This is a genomic window from Actinomadura verrucosospora (genome assembly GCF_039540335.1).
GTDB classification, from domain to species: Bacteria; Actinomycetota; Actinomycetes; order Streptosporangiales; family Streptosporangiaceae; genus Spirillospora; species Spirillospora verrucosospora.
The window spans coordinates 20,374-39,824 of the sequence record NZ_BAABEV010000007.1 but is presented as its reverse complement, the minus strand read 5'-3'; the positions used below and the strand labels follow the sequence as shown (position 1 = coordinate 39,824).

Here is a 19,451-nt window from a genome sequence, read left to right as displayed (position 1 = left end):
CGGAGTGGTCACTTCGCCTCCACCAGTTCCGGGGCCTGGGCCAGCAGCGGGCCGCCCCAGCGCTCTTCGAGGGCCCGCTCGACGGCGGCGCCGACGCGGTAGACGCGGTCGTCGCCGAGGACGGGGGCCATGATCTGCAGGCCGACGGGCAGGCCGTCCGCCAGGCCGCACGGCACCGAGATCGCGGCGTTGCCGGTGAGGTTGGCCGGGATCGTGCACAGGTCGGCCAGGTACATGGCGATCGGGTCGTCGGCGCGCTCGCCGATCGGGAACGCGGTGGTCGGCGTGGTCGGCGAGACCAGCACGTCCACCTGCTCGAACGCCGCCTCGAAGTCGCGCTTGATCAGGGTGCGGACCTGCTGCGCCTTGCCGTAGTAGGCGTCGTAGTAGCCCGACGACAGCGCGTAGGTGCCGAGCATGATGCGCCGCTTCACCTCGGGCCCGAAGCCCTCCGCGCGGGTCAGCGCCATGACCTCCTCGGCGCTGCGGCTGCCGTCGTCGCCGACGCGCAGGCCGTACCGCATCGCGTCGAAACGCGCGAGGTTGGACGAGCACTCCGACGGCGCGATCAGATAGTACGCGGGCAGCGCGTAGGAGAAGTGCGGGCAGGACACCTCGACGACCTTCGCGCCGAGGGACTCCAGCAGCTCGACCGCCTCGTTGAAGCGCGCCGAGACGCCCGCCTGGTAGCCGTCGCCCGCGAACTCCTTCACGACCCCGACGCGCAGCCCGTTGACGTCGGCGCGGCGCGCGGCCTCCACGACCGGCGGGACGGCCTGGTCCACCGAGGTGGAGTCCATCACGTCGTGGCCGCTGAACGCCTCGTGCAGCAGCGCCGCGTCCAGCACGTTGCGCGCGAACGGGCCGGGCGTGTCGAGCGAGGACGCGAACGCGATGACGCCGTAGCGGGACGAGCCGCCGTAGGTGGGCTTCATCCCGACGATGCCGGTGACGGCGGCGGGCTGCCGGATGGAGCCGCCGGTGTCGGTGCCGGTGGACAGCGGCGCCTCGTACGCCGCGACCGCCGCCGACGACCCGCCCGACGACCCGCCCGGGACCCGCTCCAGGTCCCACGGGTTGCGGGAGACGAAGTAGGCGCTGTTCTCCGTGGACGAGCCCATCGCGAACTCGTCCATGTTCGTCTTGCCGAGGATCACCAGCCCGGCCTGCCGCAGCCGCGCCGTCACGGTCGCGTCGTACGGCGGCCGCCAGCCCTCTAGGATCTTGGATCCGGCGGTGGTGGGCATGTCCGCGGTGGTGAACACGTCCTTGTGCGCGATGGGCACGCCGGCCAGCGGGCCGAGCTCCTCCCCCGCCGCGCGCCGCTCGTCCACCTCGCGGGCCTGCGCCAGCGTCGTCTCGCGGTCGACGTGCAGGAACGCCTTGACGCTGCCGTCCACCGCCGCGATGCGGTCCAGGTGCGCCTCGGCCACCTCGACGGCCGACGCCTCACCCGCGGCCATCAGCTCCCCGAGCTCCGCCGCACTCTTCCTGACCAGCTCACTCACCGCACGTGTCCTTTCTGGGGGGACGACGCCCCAGGCCCCCCAGGCGTGCCGCCTGAGCGGCGCCCTCCACTCCGCTGCGCTCCGTTCCGGTCACCGCACGCCTGACTTCTGGGGGGCGACCCCCCAGACCCCCCAGGCGTGCCGCCTGAGCGGCGCCCTCCACTCCGCTGCGCTCCGTTCCGGTCACCGCACGCGTGACTTCTGGGGGGCGACCCCCCAGACCCCCCGGGCCTGCCGCCTGAGCGGCGCCCTCCACTCCGCTGCGCTCCGTTCCGGTCACCGCACGCGTGACTTCTGGGGGGCGACCCCCCAGACCACCCAGGCGTGCCGCCTGAGCGGCGCCCTCCACTCCGCTGCGCTCCGTTCCGGTCACCGCTCAGGCCTCCTCGTCGAGGATCCGCGGCACGCGGAAGCGCTGCTCCTCGGCGGCCGGGGCGCCGGCGAGGGCCTGCTCGGGCCGGAGGCACTCCCGCACCTCGTCCGTCCGGTAGACGTTGGTCAGCGGCAGCGCGTGCGAGGTGGGCGGGATGTCCTCCGCCGCGACCTCCTGCACCCGCGCGACCGCGGAGATGATCTGGTCGAGCTGGGCGGCGAGATGGTCGAGCTCATCGTCGCCGAGCGCCAGCCGGGACAGCCGGGCGAGGTGCGACACCTCGTCACGGGTGATGGCGGACATTGAAGAAACCGTTCCTGCGATGAAGTGGGTTCACGGCCATCCTATGGGCCCGCGCCCCCGCACCCCGACCCGTTTACGCGGGCGTGCCCGCGGCGGGTCGCCCAGGTCGCCCGTTTCATCCCCGCACAGAGGGAACGCTTCTTGCGTCCACCCCCGGGACGAACGAGAGGAGACCGCCGTGACCATCGGCGGCAGCATCGCCCTGATCATCATCGGCGCGATCCTGGCATACGCAGTCAATTACGACATCAGCGGCATCGACATCCGGCTGGTCGGCGTCATCCTCATGATCGGCGGCGTGATCGGCCTCGTCGTCGGCATCGTGCGGATCATGTCCGCCCGCCGCGCCGTCGACCGCCGTCCCCCGCCCGCGGCCGTGCGCGAGGAGTACTACGCCGACGACTACGAGGCCCGTCGCCGCTACTGACCGCGGACACCGCCCCACGCATCACGCCCCGCGGCGGGCAGGGCGCCCCCTCACCTGGGCGGCGCCCTGCCCGCGCGTCCGCTGGAAGACCCTTCTGGTGCGAAACGGTCCCTGCCCCCATCGGCGTTCGGCCGTGGCGGTCAGGCGCCTCCGGGCGCCTTCACCGAGGGGACGGCGAAGGAGTACAGCCAGTCGGTGGCGGTCGCGGCGTCCATGGGACGGCAGAAGTGCCAGCCCTGGGCGGCGTCGCAGCCCATCTCCCGCAGCCGCTCTGCGGTGGCCGGGTCCTCGACGCCCTCGGCGACCGAGCGCAGCCCGAGCGTGCGGACGAGGTCGACGATCGAGCGGACGATGACGGCGTCGTCGGCAGAGTCGGCCAGGCGCCCCACGAACGATGAGTCGATCTTGATCTCCTCGACGGGCAGGCGCTTGAGCCGCACGAGGGAGGAGTAGCCGGTGCCGAAGTCGTCCAGGCTGAGCGGGATGCCGAGCTCGGCGAGGGCGCTCACCGTGTCGGAGGCGTAGGCGGGCTCGTTCATCAGGATGCGCTCGGTGATCTCCAGTTGGAGCGCGGCGGCGGGCAGGCCGCGGGCGAGCAGGCCCTCCTCGATGACCTCGGTGAGCCCGGTGTCGAGCAGGTCGCGTCCCGAGGCGTTCACCGCGACCTGGACCGGCATGTCCGCCCGCCACCACGCGGCGGTCTGGGCGAGCGCGGCCTGCACGACGTAGTGGGTGATCGAGCGCATCAGGTACGTCTGCTCGGCGACCGACAGGAACGCCTCGGGCTCCAGGAGGCCCTTGTCGGGGTGGCGCCAGCGCAGCAGGGCCTCCATGCCGACGAGGTGGCCGTCCCGCAGCGAGATCTTCGGTTGGTAGAACAGCTCCAGCTCGGAGCGGTCGATGGCGCGGCGCAGATCGCCGAGCATGCTGAGCCGGGCCGGGGAGTTGCGGTCCTTGCCGGGCGAGTACGTCTCGACGCCGGTCCGGGCCTCCTTGGCGTTGTACATGGCGACGTCGGCGCGCTGAAGGAGCAGCTCGAAGTCGGGCGCGTGGTCGGGGAACAGCGCGATGCCGACGCTGGCCTCCAGATCGAACGACATGCCGTCCAGCCGGACGGGTTCGGAGAGCGCGGCGCGCAGCCGGGCGGCGACCTCGCGGGCGGCGGCCTCGTCCCGCACGGTGGGCAGCAGCACCGCGAACTCGTCGCCGCCGAGCCGCGCGACGAGGTCGCCGGGGCGGACGCTGTGGGTGAGCCGGTGCGCGACGAGCTGGAGCAGCCGGTCGCCGGTGGGGTGCCCGAGGGTGTCGTTGACCTCCTTGAACCGGTCGAGGTCGAGCAGGAACAGCCCGGCGCGGTGGTCCGGCGGGTCGGCCGCCTTGCGGCGCCGGGCCCCGAGCCCGGCGGCGCGCGGGAGCCGCCGCTCCGCGCCGCGCGCCTCGGCGAGGGCCTCCTCGGTACGGACGATCAGCAGCTTGCGGTTGGGCAGGCCGGTCAGCCCGTCGTGCAGCGCCTGGTGCTCGCGCCGGACCGAGACGGAGGCGTTGAGGTAGACGGCGATGAACGGCAGGACGATCAGCGGCACGAAGACGGCGGACCGGTCCATCGCGATGACCATCAGCGGGGCGAGGCCGAGCAGCGCCAGGTGCACGAGGACCTGGTAGGCCAGGTCCCAGCGGAGCGCCTTGACGAGCGAGACGCGGGCGTGCAGCGCGACGGCGGCGCCGACGAGGGTGTCGTTGCAGACGAAGTAGACGGCGCCGGCGAGCGCGATCGCGGGCAGGTCGGAGCCGTGCGGCACCCACAGCTGCGAGGGGGTCGCGAGGTCGCCGGAGAGCGCGAGGACGAACTGGGCTGCGGCCAGGCTGAGCGTGTACTGCGCGACGTTGAAGGCGATGCGGTGGGGGGAGCGGGAACGGAAGATCCCGCAGGTGATCACGGCGACGGCCTGGAGGGCGGCGGCGATGGGCAGCCCGGCGTACAGCAGCGCGGCGAACGAGAACGTCGTCGAGGTGGTGGCGCCGTTGTTCTCGGTGCTGCCGGGCGTGATGATCGGCCGCAGCTCGCCGAAGATGATGAAGCAGCCGAGGATCCAGAACACGGGGGTTCCGGCGAGCGCGTCCAGGTCGGCGCGGGTCAGCCCGGAGAACGCGGCGGCCGCGGCGGCGAGGCCGAGCAGGATGACGACGACGAAGTAGATCCACAACGGGGAGCCACGGCGTGGCGCCGTGTTCCGCGTGTTGTTCGGGTCCTTCATCACATCCTCGGGGGGCTGCGGGGGGTCGCCCCCCGGCACCGGGCGTCCCCGACCTCGGGGGACGCCCCCCGGGTGTTACGTCCGGAGATTTCAGGTGTGGGTCGTGATGTGAGGGAGGGTACGGCCTTCGCTCAACTTCGCGAAACCGGTTGCGTACGTTCCGTTATTTCCTTTCCGCGTCCGTCCCTCGTCGCTGGGTAGTGGAAGTGTACCCCTGAGTAACGCAACCCTGGTCGAAACCCCCGCAACCACGCCGTGTTAGGCGTCCGCGCGCATAGTTACGTTTTTGGCCGCATCTGGCCCATCGGAGAGGAGGACCCGGAACCCCTCCTCGGCCAGGACCGGCACGCCCAACTTGACCGCTTTGTCGTATTTCGACCCTGGACTGTCGCCGACGACCACGAAGCCCGTCTTCTTCGACACCGACCCGGACACCTTCCCGCCGAGCCGCTGCACCGCCTCGGTCGCCGAGTCGCGGCTGAACCCCTCCAGCGATCCGGTGATCACCACGCTGACGCCCTCCAGCGGGCGCGGCCCCGCGGCCCCCTCGTCCCGCATCCGGACGCCGGCGGCCCGCCACTTGTCGACGATCTCGCGGTGCCAGGGCTCCTCGAACCACTTCTTGATGGACGCGGCGATGGTGGGCCCCACGCCGTCCACCGCGGCGAGCTCCTCCTCCGTCGCCTCGGCGATCGCGTCGAGCGAGCGCATCTCGCGCGCGAGGTCCTGAGCGGCGGACGGCCCGACATGCCGGATCGACAGCGCCACCAGCACCCGCCACAGCGGCTGCCGCTTGGCCTTCTCCAGCTCCTCGAAGAGGATCTCGACCGTCTTCTTCGGCTCGCCCTCCTTGTTGGCGAAGAAAGACACCACCTTCGGCTCGCCGGTCTTCGGGTCGGTCTTGGCCGTGCCGGTCCGCTGGTCGAGGACCGGGCTCCTGATCGGGAGCAGCTGGTCGACGGTGAGGTGGAACAGGTCGCCCTCGTTCTTCACCGGCGGGTCGCTCGGCTCCAGCGGCTGGGTGAGCGCGGTCGCCGCGACGTAGCCGAGCGCCTCGATGTCGAGCACCTTGCGGCTCGCCAGGTAGAACAGCCGCTCGCGCAGCTGGCCGGGGCAGCTCCTGGCGTTCGGGCAGCGGATGTCGACGTCGCCCTCCTTCTCGTACGCCAGCTCCGTCCCGCACTCGGGGCAGGTGTCGGGCATGACGAACTCGCGCTCGGACCCGTCGCGCAGCCCGGTCACCGGCGCGACGATCTCGGGGATGACGTCGCCCGCCTTGCGCAGCACGACCGTGTCGCCGATCAGCACGCCCTTGCGCCTGACCTCGCTCGCGTTGTGCAGCGTCGCCCGCTCCACCGTGGACCCGGCGACCTTGATCGGCTCCATCACCCCGTAGGGGGTGACGCGCCCGGTCCGCCCCACGCCGACCCTGATGTCGAGGAGCTTGGTGTTGACCTCCTCCGGCGGGTACTTCCACGCGATCGCCCAGCGCGGCGCCCGGCTCGTCGACCCGAGCCGGCGCTGCAGCGCGAACTGGTCGACCTTGACGACGACCCCGTCGATCTCGTAGGCGGTGCCGTGCCGGTCCTCGCCGTACTCCTCGATGTACTCGCGGACGGCGCCGAGCCCGGAGACGACCTTGTAGCGGTCGCTGACCGGCAGGCCCCAGCCGCGCATCAGCTCGTACGCGCCGGACTGGCTGTCGGGCTGCTCCCCGCCCCGCCACGCGCCGAACCCGTGGACGAGCATGCCGAGCGGCCGGTGCGCGGTCACCCGCGGGTCCTTCTGCCGCAGCGAGCCCGCCGCCGCGTTGCGCGGGTTGGCGAAGGGCTCCTTGCCCGCCTCGATCTGGACCGCGTTGACCTGCTCGAACCCCTCGACCGGCAGGAAGACCTCGCCGCGGACCTCCAGGACGTCCGGCCAGCCCTCGCCGGCCAGCCGGGCGGGGATGTCGGCGATGGTGCGGACGTTGTTGGTGACGTCCTCGCCGGTGCGCCCGTCGCCGCGGGTGACCCCGCGCACGAGCCGCCCCTTCTCGTACGTCAGCGCGATCGCCAGGCCGTCGATCTTCAGCTCGCACAGGTAGCCGGCGACCTCGCCGACCTCCTTGACGACCCGCTCGTCCCAGGCGAGCAGCTCCTCGGCGCTCATCGCGTTGTCGAGGCTCTGCATCCGCTCCAGGTGCTGGACGGTCGCGAAGTCGGTGACGATGGGCGCGCCGACCCGCTGCGTCGGCGAGTCGGGCGTGACCAGCTCCGGATACCGCTCCTCCAGCGCCCGGATGTCGCGCATCATCCGGTCGTACTCGGCGTCGGAGAGCGTCGGCTGGTCGAGGACGTAGTACCGGTAGTTGGCCTCGTCGAGCCGCTCGCTCAGCTCCTTGTGGCGCTGCCGCGCCTCGGTCGGAACGCCGTCGCTCATGGTCATGCCCCTATTCTCGCCAACGGGACCGACAATATGAGCCCTCGGCGCGCCCTTCTAGAGAGCCGCTTCGTAGAGCATCCGGGCGGTGTCGCGGCAGCGTGCGAGGGCGGCGCGGACGTGGCGGGGCGAGGCGCCCGCCATGCCGCAGGCCGGAGTGATCACGACTTGTTCGGCCAGCCGCTGGGCGGGGAAGCCGAAGCGGCGCCACAGCTCCCGCACCGGCTCGGCGGTCGCCTTGAGGGGCGGAAGGGCGGCGTCGGTCGCGGGGACGGCGCCGAGGAACAGGCCGATCCCCGCGTCGATCGCCTCCCCCACGGCGTCGTCGTCGCGTCTTGGGATCAGGCGCAGGTCGATGGAGAGGGCCTTCGCGCCGGCGCCGCGCAGGAGGCCGTAGGGGACGTTCCGGGCGCAGCAGTGCACGACGGGGTAGGCGTCCGTCGCGCCGATCACGGTGCGGAGGGCCTCTTCGGCGATCGGCGCCTCGATCGCCCGTAGGCGGGAGAAGCCGCTGGCGGTCGGGACCGTCCCGGCCAGGGCGGCGGGCAGGCTGGGCTCGTCCAACTGCAGGATGATCTGCGCCGCCGGGAGTCGGCGCTGGACGTCGGCCACGTGGGCGGCGACGCCCTCGGCCAGCGAGGCGGTCAGGTCGCGGACGGCGCCGGGGTCCTTCAGCGCCCGGTCGCCGTGCCGCAGCTCGATCGAGGCGGCCAGCGTCCAGGGCCCGCAGACCTGGATCTTGAACGGGCCGTCGTGGCCGCCAGCGAGCTGCTCCAGGACGTCCAGGTCGCGGGCGAGGTGGTCGCGGGAGCGCTGCGTGTCGCGTCCGGGGCGGTCGGAGAACCGCCAGCCGGACGGCTCCAGGTGCACGGGCATCTCGACCAGCAGCCCGGCGGTCCGCCCCGCCAGGTCGGCGCCGGGGCCGCGCGCGGGCAGCTCGGGCAGGTGCGGCAGCTCGGGCAGTTCGCCGAGGACGATCCGCAGCGCCTCGGCGGGGTCCTCCCCCGGATAGGACCCGACGCCGGTCGCCGTCCCGGCCTGCCACGGAAAGCTCGTCACCCTGCAAACCCTATCGGCGCCGCGGGGCGGCGATCACAGCAGCGCGGCCAGCCGGTCGAGGCGGCGGAGCGTGTCGTCCTCCGGCTCGGTCCGCAGGTTGAACAGGACCTCGTCGGCGCCCGCGGCCTCCAGCTCGGCGACGGCCTCCGGCCTGGCCGGGACGGCGAACATCGTCACCGGCACCCGGCGTCCCGCCCGCTCGCGCAGGTCCGCGATCCGGGCGGCGAGATCACCGGTTCCGCGGCCGTAGAGCGGCATCCATCCGTCGCCGTACTCCGCGACCCGGTCGAGCGCCGTGGGCCCCGAGCCGCCGACCAGCACGGGCGGATGCGGGTCCTGGACGGGCTTGGGGTAGGAGAACACCGGGTCGAAGTCGACGAACTCGCCGTGGAACTCGGCCCGCTCCTTCGTCCACAGCTCCTTGACCGCCAGCACCCGCTCGCGCATCAGCCGCATCCGGGTCGCCGGGTCGGTGCCGTGGTTGCGCATCTCCTCCCGGTTCCAGCCGGCACCGACGCCGAGCACGGCGCGTCCGCCGGAGACCAGGTCGAGGGAGGCGGTCTCCTTCGCCAGCGTGATCGGGTCGCGCTGGACGACCAGCGCGATGCCCGTCCCGAGCCGGAGGCGCGCGGTGACGGCGGCGGCCGCCGACAGCGCGACGAACGGGTCGAGCGTCCGGTAGTAGATGCGCGGCAGCTCGCCGCCGCCCGGATACTCCGACTCCCGCTTCACGGGGATGTGCGTGTGCTCGGTGACGAACAGGGACCCGAACCCGCGCTCCTCCAGCGCCCGCCCGAGCGCGGAGGGGCCGATCCCCTCATCGGTCACGAACGTCGAGACACCGAACCGCATCGCGCTCTCCTTCCGGCACCCTGGTCAGGCGGGGACGCGCGCGGTCTCCGCGATCGTGGCCGACCCGAGGACGCGGTCGCCGTCGTAGAGGACAGCGGCCTGGCCGGTCGCCACGCCCCGCGCGGGCGTGGCCAGGCGGACGCGCAGCTCGTTCCCGGTGTGCTCGGCCGTGCAGTCGTAGACCTCGCCGTGCGCGCGGAGCTGGACCTGGCACTCGAACGGGCCCCGCGGGGCCTCGCTCAGCCACACGGGGCGCTCGCCGGTGATCTCGTGGACGTCCAGCGACTCGCGCGGCCCCACCGTCACGGTGTTGGTGACCGGGGAGATGTCGAGGACGTAGCGGGGTCGCCCGTCCGGCGCCGGGGTGCCGATCCGCAGGCCCTTGCGCTGGCCGATCGTGTAGGCGTAGGCGCCGTCGTGCTCGCCGACCTCGTTGCCGTCGGCGTCGACGATCGGGCCGGGCGCCGACCCCAGCCGCTCGGCCAGGAAGCCGCGCGTGTCGCCGTCGGCGATGAAGCAGATGTCGTGGCTGTCGGGCTTGTCGGCGACCTGGAGGCCGCGGCGCTCCGCCTCCAGCCGGATGTCGGCCTTGGTGGTGTCGCCGAGCGGGAACAGCGCGTGCGCGAGCTGCTCGGGCGTGCAGACGGCCAGGACGTACGACTGGTCCTTGCCCGCGTCGACGCCGCGCCGCAGGACGCCGCCGTCCAGCCGCGCGTAGTGGCCGGTGCAGACGGCGTCGAAGCCGAGCGCCATCGCCCGGTCCAGCAGCGCCGCGAACTTGATCTTCTCGTTGCAGCGCAGGCACGGGTTCGGGGTGCGGCCCGCCGCGTACTCGCTGACGAAGTCCTCCACCACGTCCCGGTGGAAGCGCTCGGCGAGGTCCCACACGTAGAACGGGATGCCGATCACGTCGGCGGCGCGGCGGGCGTCCCGGGAGTCCTCCAGGGTGCAGCAGCCGCGCGCCCCCGTCCGGTACGACTGGGGATTGCTGGACAGGGCCATGTGGACGCCGGTCACATCGTGCCCGGCCTCGGCGGCGCGGGCGGCGGCCACGGCGGAGTCGACGCCGCCCGACATGGCGGCAAGTACACGAAGGGGCATAGTCCTTCGAGCGTACGCGGCGTGGCCCGGTCTCCCGACTCCATTTCCGCGTACGATTGGGGCCGCTATGGGAATCTTCCGTCGTCCGCGCGAGGCGTCCGCCGCCGCACCGCCCGCCATCAGCGAGTTCTGGGAGTGGTGGGCGCAGGCCCGCCCGACGATCGAGGCCTCGCTGGCCGCCGGGCCGGAGCCGTCCGAGGAGTCCGATCCGGCCGCGCCCGGTGAGGGCCTGTCCGCCGAGACGATGGAGGAGCTGTCCCGCCTCGTCCACAAGATCCACCCCGAGCTCCAGTGGGAGATCGGCGGTGCCGACGACCGCCACCCCTCGCTGACCGTCACCGGCGGCGGCGACCCCGAGCTGCGCGGCCTGACCGAGCGCTGGGCGCGCTCCGCCCCGTCCGGCTCCGCCGCGGGCGGCTGGAGCTTCCACCCGTCCCGCCAGGCCGACCCGGAGATGCTCGGCCAGGACCTCATCCTCGGCGACCACGAGTTCGACCTGGAGTACGTCCGGCTCGGCATGCGCGCCGACGCCGACCGCGCCCGCGTGCACATCACCGCCTACCACCCCGACTTCCTGTTCGTCTCCGAGGAGCAGCAGCTCCAGGTCGCGCTGAACGTCCTGCACTGGGCGCTCGGGGAGGACGACGTGGCCCGCTGGATCGGCGAGGTCACGATCGCGACCGAGGCGCCGATCGACTCCCTCCCGCCGTCCATGCTGTCCGCGGTCGTGGAGCAGATCTCCGAGCCGTTCGCCGAGCCGGCCTGGCTGACCGGCGAGGGCCGCACGCCCCGCGGCCACCCCGCCCGCCTCGGCGCCCGGTTCCCGCTGCACCGGCAGGACTACCCGCTCTGCGACCTGCACGTGGCGATCACCGTCCCGTACGCCAACAGCAACCCCGACCGGCTCCCCGTCGAGCCGTCGTCGGGCGCGCTGCGCGCGTTCGAGAAGAAGCTCGCCAAGCTCGGCGACCGCGCCGTCCTCGCCGTCCGCGAGACCGGCGACGGCCTGCGCGTCTTCCACCTGTACGCCGACCCCGACTCCGGCGTCATCTCCGAACTCGACCAGCTGGCCGCGGGCTGGCCGGAGGGCAAGGCCAAGGTCGCCTCCACCAGCGACCCCGGCTGGCGAGCCCTGGCCCCCTACCAGCCGTGACTCCCAGGGGGCGACCCCCTGGAACCCCCGTCACGAGCCGGGCGATCCTCACGCCACGGTGCGGGTTTCCGTGCCCGTGCGGGTTCTCGTCGTGTCGCTGCGGTCGCCCGGCTCGACGGGCATGCGCGTTGCGCTCGCTGCGCTCGCTCCACGCGCCTGCCCGTGACCGGAAGCTGAGGTTCGAGCCTGGGGTCGACGTTCGAACCTGAGGGCCGGCGTTCGAGCCCGGAGGTTAGTTACTCGCGTCAACTTTGCGGTAGCGGGCTTCGCAGAAGTTGTAGAGGCCGAAGGTGATGACGCCGAGGGCGATGGCGGCCAGGCCCCAGGGGCCGGCGGGGGTCGAGGCGAACTCGCGGAGGGTGCCGTCCAGGCCCTGGGCCTTGTCGGGCTGGAAGCTGACGGCCGCGTAGGCGAGGAAGGCGCCGACGGCGGCGACGACGAGACCGCGGGCGGTGTTGCCGACGATCGCGAGGGGCTTGACGACGCGGCGTGCGGTCCTGCCCATCTCCCAGGACTTGAGTTCCTTCATGAACTTGTGCCGGAAGGCGTTCACGACCATGACCGCGCCCACGACGAGGAAGCCCACCGCGACCGCCAGGACGAGCCAGCGGCCGCCGGGCGCCTCCATGAGCCGCGCGGTGTAGGTCTTGGACTGCTTGTCGCTCGACGAGCCGTGGTGGCCGAAGAGGAACGCGAGGGTCCCGACGAACGCGACCGCGTAGATGACCGCGCGTGCGGCCGACATCAGGCGCTTGGTCGCCTTGTCGCCGTCCGGGACGGGACGGCCGAGCAGGGCCTCCGCGATCTGCCAGAGGACGAGCGCGGCGAAGCCGACCGCCATCAGCGCGATGAGGACGAGGCCGCCCGGTTTGCCGGCGATGGTCTCCAGCGCGCCCGTGCGGTCGGCCTCCTTCCCGCCGCCGCCGAAGGCGACCTGGAGGGCCAGCCAGCCGATGAGGAGGTAGAGCAGGCCGCGCGCGACCAGCCCCACCCGGGACATGTGGTGGAACCAAGGGTGTCCCGCCGCCTGCTTGAGCCCGCGGCTCACATCCGTCGTCACGGCCACGCTGTCCCCGTTCAAGGGGAGGTCAAACCAGCGTCAGCTGAGGCCCGCGCGGCGGGCGCGCTCGACGACCGGGCCGATGGCGTCGGCGAGGGCCTTCACGTCGGCCTCGGTGCTGGTGTGGCCGAGGGAGAACCGCAGCGACCCTCGGGCCCGCTCGGCGCCCGCGTCCATGGCGACCAGGACATGGCTGGGCTGGGAGACGCCCGCCGAGCAGGCCGATCCGGTGGAGCAGGCGATGCCGCGCGCGTCCAGGAGCATGAGCAGGGCGTCGCCCTCGCAGCCGGGGAAGGAGAAGTGCGCGTTGCCGGGGAGGCGGTCGTCGGGGTCGCCGTTCAGCACCGCCTCGGGGACCGCGTCCCGGACGGCGGCGATCAGCTCGTCGCGCAGCCCGGCGAGGCGGGCCGCCTCGGCTTCGCGGCGGGCGACCGCGGCCCGGACGGCGGCGGCGAAGCCCGCGATGGCGGGGGCGTCGAGCGTCCCGGACCGGACGTCGCGCTCCTGGCCGCCGCCGTGCAGCAGCGGCACCGGGTCGAGGAACACCGGCGGCTTCGGCTTGGCCAGCAGCAGCGCGCCGACGCCGATCGGGCCGCCGAGCTTGTGGCCGGTGATGGTCAGGGCCTGCGCGCCGCTCGCCGCGAACCCGACGGGCAGCTGCCCGGCGGCCTGGACGGCGTCGGTGTGCAGGGGGACGCCGCGCTCGCCGGCGGCGGCGGCCAGTTCGGCGACGGGCTGGACGGTGCCGACCTCGTTGTTGGCCCACATCACGGTGGCGAGGGCCACGTCGTCGCCGGAGCCGAGCAGTTCGCGCAGCGCGTCCGGAGCGACGCGGCCGAGCCCGTCCACCGGGACGACGTCGACGCGGGCGCCCTCGTGGTCGGCGAGCCACTGGACCGCGTCCAGGACCGCGTGGTGCTCGACGGCGCCGACGAGCACGCGGGTGCGGGCCGGGTCGGCGGCGCGGCGCGCCCAGTAGATCCCCTTGACGGCGAGGTTGTCGGCCTCGGTGCCGCCGGAGGTGAACACGACCTCGCTCGGACGGGCGCCGAACGCCTCGGCGATGAGCTCGCGGGACTCCTCGACGACGCGCCGGGCGCGCCGGCCCGCGGCGTGCAGCGAGGAGGGATTGCCGAGCTCGCGCAACTCCGCCGTCATCGCCTCGATGGCCTCGGGCAGCATCGGGGTGGTCGCCGCATGGTCGAGGTAGGTCACCACGCGGACAACAGTATCCGCGCCCTTCCTGTTCCCTTCCGGTGCCCGGTGCGACGGCCGGAAGCCGGGCCTCGACAGGGGGAATAGCGGGCGCCCGCCCCCGGTTGGCCCGTATACCGTCCAGCCGGTACAGTAAGGACGTCATGAAACGGGAAGCCCTCTTGGACGCAGCCGAGTCCGTGCTCTTCGAGCAGGGGACGCAGGCGCTGACCCTCAGCGCGGTCGCCGACCGCGCCGGCGTCAGCAAGGGAGGGCTGCTCTACCACTTCCCCACCAAGGAGGCGCTCGTCCGGGCCATGGTGGCGCGGGTCATCGAGGAGTTCGACGGCCTGATCGCCTCCTACGACGACGGCACGCCGGGGTCCTACACCCGGGCCTACGTCGAGGCCACGTTCGAGATCCTCACCGGTGAGGCCCGCGCCTACCGGCGGTGGTCGGCCATCACGGCCGCGGCCGCCGACCCCGAGCAGGCCGAGCCGCTGAACGAGGCGATGCGCCGCTGGCACGGCCACGACCCGGCGGACGATCCCGACCCGGGCGACGCGGCGGTCGTCAGGCTGGCGGCCGAGGGCCTCTGGGAGGTGGTCAGCCATGATCCCGGGCTGTATGACGCCGAGCAGCTCAGAGCGCTGAAACAGCGGCTTCTGGGGTTGCTGGAGCGCTGACGCCGGGGGCGCGCCGCCCGCGCCCCGCCCGACCTTCCGGACGTTCCGGGCCCACACGGGTTTGGAGCGTTCCATGACCTATGTCACACGACGGCGCCCGTCCCGCGACGGCGCACGTCGCGGACGCCGCATGCCACACGCCGGGGTGCGCCCCGCCGAGACGAGAAAGAGGTGAACAATGCTGTTCCGTGCCCGTTCGGGGACGTTCCTGACCTTCGCACTGGCCGGTCTGCTGACCGGAGTGTGGGTGGCGCGCATGCCCGCGCTGGCCGGCAAGTTCGGGACGAACGAGGGCGAGATCGGCATCGTCGTCCTCGTCTGGGGGCTCGGCGCGATCGCGGCCATGCAGGCGCTGCGCGGCGTGATGGCGCGGGCCGGCAGCCGCGCCGTCCTGCGGATCGCCCTGCCGCTGACGGGCCTGTCGTACGCGGCGGTGGCGCTCGCCCCCACCTACGGCGTGCTCCTCGGCGCCGTCGCGCTGTTCGGCATGACGTTCGGGATCACCGACATCGCGATGAACGCGCAGGGCAGCGTCGTCGAGCAGGCGTACCGCCGGTCCGTCATGAGCGGCATGCACGCCGGCTGGTGCGTCGGCGCGATGAGCGGCGGCCTGTTCGGCGTCGCGACCGCCGCCGCCGGTTTCGGGTTCACCGAGACCGTGCTGGTCACCGCGGTGCTTTCGGTGCCCGCCGGGCTCGCGCTCGGCCGCACCTACCTGCCCGACCCCGCCGCGCCCGCCGCGTCCGGGACGGGACGCGGGGCGCGCCGGATGCCCCCCGCCGTCTACCTGATCGGCGTCCTCGCGTTCATCGCCTTCATGACCGAGGGGTCGATCGCCGACTGGAGCGGGCTGCTGCTGCACGACGAGCTCGGCGCGACCGAGGCCGTGGCCGCGGCCGGCTACCCGATGTTCGAGCTGGCGATGCTGCTCGGGCGGCTCGTCGGCGACCGCGTCCGGATGCGGGTCGGCACCCGCCGGCTGCTGGTCGGGGCCGGCCTCGGGACCGCCGCCGGCATGACCGTCGTCGTGCTGGCCCCGGTCCCCGCGGTGGCGATCGCCGGGTTCTTCCTGACCGGGCTCGTGGTCTGCACGGTCGTCCCGACGACGATCTCGCTGGCGGGCTCCGCCGCTCCGGACCGTCCCGGCGCGGCCGTCGCCCAGGTCGGCGCGATGGGCTACGGCGGCCTGCTGCTCGGGCCGGTCGTGGTCGGCTTCCTGTCGGAGGCGACGTCCCTGCGCGTCGGCGTCGGCGTGGTCGTCGTGCTGGCGCTGCTGATCGCGGCGGGCGCCCGGTACGCGCCGCTGCGCGCGACCGCGGACATCTCCGTCCCCGCCCCGGCCGAGCCCCCGGCGCAGGCTCCGGCGGCGGGCGACTCCCGGCCGGAACCCGTCGCCGCCTGAGGCCCACATCCGATATAACCCCTTCCACGACGGGTGTGTGGGGGCGGTATGGACGGATGGCGGGTTCCCGGCTACAGCGAGATGCGCGTTCTCGGCGAGGGCGCGCAGGGTCGCGTCGTGCTCGCGCGGCACGACGCGACGGGGCGTCCAGCGGCGATCAAGTACCTGGCGCCGGCCCTCGCCGGTGACGCGGAGTTCCGCGAACGGTTCCGCGGCGAGGCCGACCTGCTCAGCCGGCTGCGCAACCCGTACGTCGCCCAGCTGTTCGGTCTCGTCGAGACGCCGGACGGCGCGGCGATCGTCATGGAGGCGGTGGACGGGGCGCCGCTGAAGTCGGTGCTCGCCGAGCGGGGGCCGCTGGCGCCCGAGGCCGCCCTGGCGGTGCTCAAGGGCTCGCTGCTGGGCCTCGCCGCCGCGCACGGCCTCGGCATCGTCCACCGCGACTACAAGCCCGCGAACGTGATCGTGCGCGGCGACGGGCTGAGCAAGCTGATCGACTTCGGCATCGCGGTGGACGCGGGCGCGTCCGGGCGGTCGGGGACGCCGGTCTACATGGCCCCCGAGCAGTGGCGGGACGAGCCCGCCTCCCCCGCGACCGACGTGTACGCGGCGGCGTGCGTGTTCTACGAGTGCGTGACGGGACACCGCCCGTACACCGCCGGGAACCCGGCCGGGCTGATGGGCCGCCACCTCACGGCCCCGATCCCGGTGGGGGACGTCCCCGGGCCGCTCCGCCCGCTGATCGAGCGCGGGCTGGCGAAGAACCCGTGGGACCGTCCGCCGGGCGCCGCCGCGTTCGTCTCCGAACTGGAGTCGGTCGCGGCGGGCGCGTACGGGACCGACTGGGAGGGACGCGGCATCCGCACGCTCGCGGGCGCCGCCGCCGCGCTGTCGGTGCTGTTCCCCATGACCGCGCTCGGCCTCGGCGACGACGGCGCCTCGGCGGGCGCTGCCGGGGCCGCGGGCACCGCCGGGGCCGCCGGGGTCGCCGGGTCGGGGGGCGCCGCGGGGACGGGCGGAGCCGGAGCGGCGGGCGCGGCGGGCAAGGGCGTCATCGGCACGCTCGGCGTGAAGGGCACGGCGGCCGTCGCGGGCGGCGCCGCGGCCGTGGCCGTGGGCGGCGGCGCGGCGGTCTACGTCGCCACGGCGCAGGAGGCGCCCAAGCCGATCGTCGCGCGGCTGGTGGCGCTCAGCGAGCCGCGGCAGGAACTCGGCGGCGGGATGACGTTCCAGGCGCAGGGCCGGGTCGTGCGCGTCACGGGCGGGGACGCCGCGCTCAACCGGAAGATCAACCAGGCGCTGCGGGCGCCGCTCGAACGGCGCTGGGCGAAGACCCGCAACGGCTTGAAGGACATCGGCCGCGGCGCCTACACCGATGTCGTGACGCCGGCGATCCTCCTGCGCGGCGACCGGCTGCTGTCGGTCTGGTACAAGGTCGAGCTGCGCGGCGAGCGCGGGACGGGCTGGGACCAGTCCCAGGCGGCGACCGTCGACCTGCGGACCGGCGCCTCCTACCGGCCGACCGACCTGTTCCGCGTCCCGAGCGGCCAGGGCCTGAAGCCGCTGGACGGCAGGATCAAGGCCCGCCAGCCCGGCGGCGCCTACTGCGGCAGAGGCCAGACGGGCGGCGCGGGCCTGCCGCAGGGCACCGACAACCCGTCCGCGTTCGTCGGGTCCGGCGAGGTCACCATGGCCCTCACCCCGACGGGGCTGCGCGTGGCCTTCTACCTCTCGACCCTGGGATACGAGTCGGCGTGCGGGCAGCTCGACAACGTGCTCCCCTACGCCGAGGTCAACGACATCCTGAAGCCCGCGCTGCTCAAGGCGGTTCCGTACCCGTCGCCCAAGCGCTCCTGAACGACGGCGGCCCGGCGACGCGAGCGTCGCCGGGCCGTCCGCGCGAGATCACTTGCGCTTGCTGATCTCCTCGGTGAGCTGCGGCGCGACCTGGAACAGGTCGCCCACCACGCCGTAGTCGACCAGCTCGAAGATCGGCGCCTCGGGGTCCTTGTTGACCGCGACGATGGTCTTCGAGGTCTGCATGCCGGCCCGGTGCTGGATGGCGCCGGAGATGCCGACCGCGATGTACAGCTGCGGCGACACCGTCTTGCCGGTCTGGCCGACCTGGAACGAGTGCGGGTACCAGCCGGCGTCGGTCGCGGCGCGGGAGGCGCCGACGGCCGCGCCGAGCGAGTCGGCCAGCCCCTCGATGATCTTGAAGTTCTCGGCGCCGCCGACGCCGCGGCCGCCGGAGACCACGATCGCGGCCTCGGTCAGGTCCGGGCGCTCGCCCTTCTCCTGGACGACCTTCTCCACGATCTTGGCGCCCTTGTCGGCGTCCGAGAGCGTGACCGACACCTGCTCCTCGGCCGGGGTGGCCGGGGCCGCCTCGGGGGCGACGGAGTTCGGCCGCACCGCGATGATCGGCGTGCCCGTCCGCACCCTGGCGTGCGCGATGATCGCGCCGCCGAAGATGGAGTGCTCGCCGACGAAGCCGTCGGCGACGTCCACGACGTCGGTGAGCACGCCGGAGCCGGTCTTGACGGCGAGGCGGCCCGCGATCTCCTTGCCCTCGCCGGTCGCGGCCACCAGCACCGCGGCCGGGGACTTCTCGCTGACGAGCTGGGCCAGCAGCGCGGCCTTCGGGGCGACGACATAGGAGGCCAGCTCCTCGTCGGCGGCCACGTAGACCTTGCCGGCGCCGTACTCGGCGAGCCTGTCCTTGGCGTTCTCGTAGCCCGGGCCGACCCATACGGCGGCGGCCTCGCCGAGCCGGTTCGCCAGCGTCAGCAGTTCGAGCGTGACCTTCTTGACCTCACCGTCGACGTGGTCGACGAGGACGAGAATCTCGGCCATGGTTGCAATCCCCTTCCTCGGTCAGACGAACTTCTTCGACGCGAGGAACTCGGCGATCTTCGCACCGCCGTCGCCCTCGTCGGTGACGATCTCGCCCTTCGCGCGCGGCGGCGCCTCGGCGAAGTCGACCACCTCGGTCGCGGCGTTCGCCAGGCCGACCCGCGACGCGTCGATGCCGGCGTCGCCGAGACCGAGCGTCTCGACCGGCTTCTTCTTGGCCGCCATGATCCCCTTGAACGAGGGGTAGCGCGGCTCGTTGATCTTCTCCACCACGGACACGACCGCGGGCAGGCTCGCCTCGACCCGGTCGAAGCCGTAGTCGGTCTGCCGCTGCACCTTGATGGACGTCCCGTCGATCTCGACCTTGTTGGCGAGCGAGAGCTGCGGGACGCCGAGGCGCTCGGCGAGCATCGCGGCGATCATGCCGGTGCGCGCGTCGGTGGACTCCGCGCCGAGGACGACCAGGTCGAACCCGGTGCGTCCGAGCGCCTGCTCCAGCGCGTACGAGGTCTGCAGCGCGTCGGAGCCCGCGAGGCCGTCGTCGAGGAGGTGGACGGCCTTGTCGGCGCCCATCGCCAGCGCCTTGCGGATGGAGTCGGTGGCCTTGTCGGGACCCATGGTGAGGACGGTCACCTCGCCGCCGTGGGCCTCCTTGATGCGCAGCGCCTCTTCGATGGCGTACTCGCAGAGTTCGTTGATGACTCCGTCCGCCGCGGCGCGGTCGAGCGTGCTGTCATCGGACTTCAGCTTGCGCGGGCTCTCCGTATCGGGAACCTGCTTCACCAGGACGACGATGTTCAT

The 19,451-nt window shown here is 73.3% G+C and carries 16 protein-coding genes; 5 read left to right on the top strand and 11 right to left on the bottom strand.

Translation table 11 applies throughout. The features are described from left to right. Positions 1-8 precede the first annotated feature (8 nt). The gene (gatA, locus tag ABD944_RS10385; protein ID WP_345175207.1) at positions 9-1,463 is read right to left on the bottom strand and encodes an Asp-tRNA(Asn)/Glu-tRNA(Gln) amidotransferase subunit GatA; all 1,455 of its coding nucleotides are present in this window, start codon (positions 1,461-1,463) and stop codon (positions 9-11) included. A gap of 421 nt (positions 1,464-1,884) precedes the next feature. Continuing rightward, positions 1,885-2,184: an Asp-tRNA(Asn)/Glu-tRNA(Gln) amidotransferase subunit GatC gene (gene gatC / locus ABD944_RS10380; protein ID WP_345174812.1), complete on the bottom strand. Its 300-nt coding sequence runs from the start codon at positions 2,182-2,184 to the stop codon at positions 1,885-1,887. A 178-nt stretch (positions 2,185-2,362) separates the two neighbouring features. Between gatC and ABD944_RS10375 the strand changes: the two genes are divergently transcribed. Continuing rightward, positions 2,363-2,611 (top strand): DUF6458 family protein, encoded by a 249-nt coding sequence (locus ABD944_RS10375; protein WP_345174811.1) that lies wholly within the window; start codon positions 2,363-2,365, stop codon positions 2,609-2,611. Between the two features lie 140 nt (positions 2,612-2,751). On the opposite strand, the gene ABD944_RS10370 is transcribed toward ABD944_RS10375, so the two are convergent. From ABD944_RS10370 to mnmA, 5 genes are all read right to left on the bottom strand, one after another. Then, the gene (locus ABD944_RS10370; RefSeq protein WP_345174809.1) at positions 2,752-4,866 is read right to left on the bottom strand and encodes a putative bifunctional diguanylate cyclase/phosphodiesterase; all 2,115 of its coding nucleotides are present in this window, start codon (positions 4,864-4,866) and stop codon (positions 2,752-2,754) included. Between the two features lie 258 nt (positions 4,867-5,124). Further along, positions 5,125-7,293, bottom strand: coding sequence for an NAD-dependent DNA ligase LigA (ligA, locus tag ABD944_RS10365; protein ID WP_345174808.1), 2,169 nt, complete (start codon positions 7,291-7,293; stop codon positions 5,125-5,127). Between the two features lie 51 nt (positions 7,294-7,344). Next, a complete protein-coding gene (locus tag ABD944_RS10360; protein WP_345174806.1) occupies positions 7,345-8,346 on the bottom strand; it encodes a methionine synthase in 1,002 nt (333 codons plus the stop codon). A 33-nt stretch (positions 8,347-8,379) separates the two neighbouring features. Then, positions 8,380-9,198, bottom strand: a complete 819-nt coding sequence (locus ABD944_RS10355; RefSeq protein ID WP_345174803.1) for an LLM class F420-dependent oxidoreductase — start codon at positions 9,196-9,198, stop codon at positions 8,380-8,382. Positions 9,199-9,222: 24 nt separating this feature from the next. Continuing rightward, positions 9,223-10,299, bottom strand: coding sequence for a tRNA 2-thiouridine(34) synthase MnmA (mnmA, locus tag ABD944_RS10350; protein ID WP_345174801.1), 1,077 nt, complete (start codon positions 10,297-10,299; stop codon positions 9,223-9,225). A 67-nt stretch (positions 10,300-10,366) separates the two neighbouring features. On the opposite strand from mnmA, the gene ABD944_RS10345 reads away from it, so the two are divergent. Beyond that, a complete protein-coding gene (locus ABD944_RS10345; protein ID WP_345174800.1) occupies positions 10,367-11,452 on the top strand; it encodes a DUF695 domain-containing protein in 1,086 nt (361 codons plus the stop codon). A 232-nt stretch (positions 11,453-11,684) separates the two neighbouring features. Here the strand turns inward: ABD944_RS10345 and ABD944_RS10340 are convergent, their stop codons facing one another. Then, positions 11,685-12,512: a DUF1206 domain-containing protein gene (locus ABD944_RS10340; protein WP_345174799.1), complete on the bottom strand. Its 828-nt coding sequence runs from the start codon at positions 12,510-12,512 to the stop codon at positions 11,685-11,687. A gap of 39 nt (positions 12,513-12,551) precedes the next feature. Next, positions 12,552-13,727 carry a cysteine desulfurase family protein gene (locus tag ABD944_RS10335; RefSeq protein WP_345175205.1) on the bottom strand — a complete coding sequence of 392 codons (1,176 nt, stop codon included), beginning with the start codon at positions 13,725-13,727 and terminating at the stop codon, positions 12,552-12,554. 143 nt (positions 13,728-13,870) lie between these two features. Here ABD944_RS10335 and ABD944_RS10330 point away from each other — a divergent pair, with 143 nt between their 5' ends. The 3 genes from ABD944_RS10330 (at position 13,871) to ABD944_RS10320 (ending at position 17,651) form a co-directional block, all read left to right on the top strand. Next, the gene (locus tag ABD944_RS10330) at positions 13,871-14,392 is read left to right on the top strand and encodes a TetR/AcrR family transcriptional regulator (protein ID WP_345174797.1); all 522 of its coding nucleotides are present in this window, start codon (positions 13,871-13,873) and stop codon (positions 14,390-14,392) included. A 178-nt stretch (positions 14,393-14,570) separates the two neighbouring features. Then, positions 14,571-15,794, top strand: coding sequence for an MFS transporter (locus tag ABD944_RS10325; protein ID WP_345174794.1), 1,224 nt, complete (start codon positions 14,571-14,573; stop codon positions 15,792-15,794). A 48-nt stretch (positions 15,795-15,842) separates the two neighbouring features. Next, entirely contained in the window at positions 15,843-17,651 is a 1,809-nt protein-coding gene (locus ABD944_RS10320) for a serine/threonine-protein kinase (RefSeq protein WP_345174793.1), read from the top strand. 48 nt (positions 17,652-17,699) lie between these two features. Here ABD944_RS10320 and ABD944_RS10315 read toward each other — a convergent pair whose 3' ends face one another. Together ABD944_RS10315 and ABD944_RS10310 are read right to left on the bottom strand one after the other, a co-directional pair. After that, positions 17,700-18,650 (bottom strand): electron transfer flavoprotein subunit alpha/FixB family protein, encoded by a 951-nt coding sequence (locus ABD944_RS10315; protein WP_345174792.1) that lies wholly within the window; start codon positions 18,648-18,650, stop codon positions 17,700-17,702. Positions 18,651-18,671: 21 nt separating this feature from the next. After that, on the bottom strand, positions 18,672-19,451 hold the full coding sequence (locus tag ABD944_RS10310) for an electron transfer flavoprotein subunit beta/FixA family protein (protein ID WP_345174791.1): 780 nt from the start codon (positions 19,449-19,451) through the stop codon (positions 18,672-18,674).

What these genes read in the sequence shown, in the direction of transcription:
- gatA (WP_345175207.1), bottom strand. Translation starts at nt 1,463, where the DNA reads ATGGCCGCGGGTGAGGCGTCGGCCGTCGAGGTGGCCGAGGCGCACCTG.
- gatC (WP_345174812.1), bottom strand. Translation starts at nt 2,184, where the DNA reads ATGTCCGCCATCACCCGTGACGAGGTGTCGCACCTCGCCCGGCTGTCC.
- ABD944_RS10370 (WP_345174809.1), bottom strand. Translation starts at nt 4,866, where the DNA reads ATGAAGGACCCGAACAACACGCGGAACACGGCGCCACGCCGTGGCTCC.
- ligA (WP_345174808.1), bottom strand. Translation starts at nt 7,293, where the DNA reads ATGACCATGAGCGACGGCGTTCCGACCGAGGCGCGGCAGCGCCACAAG.
- ABD944_RS10355 (WP_345174803.1), bottom strand. Translation starts at nt 9,198, where the DNA reads ATGCGGTTCGGTGTCTCGACGTTCGTGACCGATGAGGGGATCGGCCCC.
- mnmA (WP_345174801.1), bottom strand. Translation starts at nt 10,299, where the DNA reads ATGCCCCTTCGTGTACTTGCCGCCATGTCGGGCGGCGTCGACTCCGCC.
- ABD944_RS10345 (WP_345174800.1), top strand. Translation starts at nt 10,367, where the DNA reads ATGGGAATCTTCCGTCGTCCGCGCGAGGCGTCCGCCGCCGCACCGCCC.
- ABD944_RS10330 (WP_345174797.1), top strand. Translation starts at nt 13,871, where the DNA reads ATGAAACGGGAAGCCCTCTTGGACGCAGCCGAGTCCGTGCTCTTCGAG.
- ABD944_RS10325 (WP_345174794.1), top strand. Translation starts at nt 14,571, where the DNA reads ATGCTGTTCCGTGCCCGTTCGGGGACGTTCCTGACCTTCGCACTGGCC.
- ABD944_RS10320 (WP_345174793.1), top strand. Translation starts at nt 15,843, where the DNA reads ATGGACGGATGGCGGGTTCCCGGCTACAGCGAGATGCGCGTTCTCGGC.
- ABD944_RS10315 (WP_345174792.1), bottom strand. Translation starts at nt 18,650, where the DNA reads ATGGCCGAGATTCTCGTCCTCGTCGACCACGTCGACGGTGAGGTCAAG.
- ABD944_RS10310 (WP_345174791.1), bottom strand. Translation starts at nt 19,451, where the DNA reads ATGAACATCGTCGTCCTGGTGAAGCAGGTTCCCGATACGGAGAGCCCG.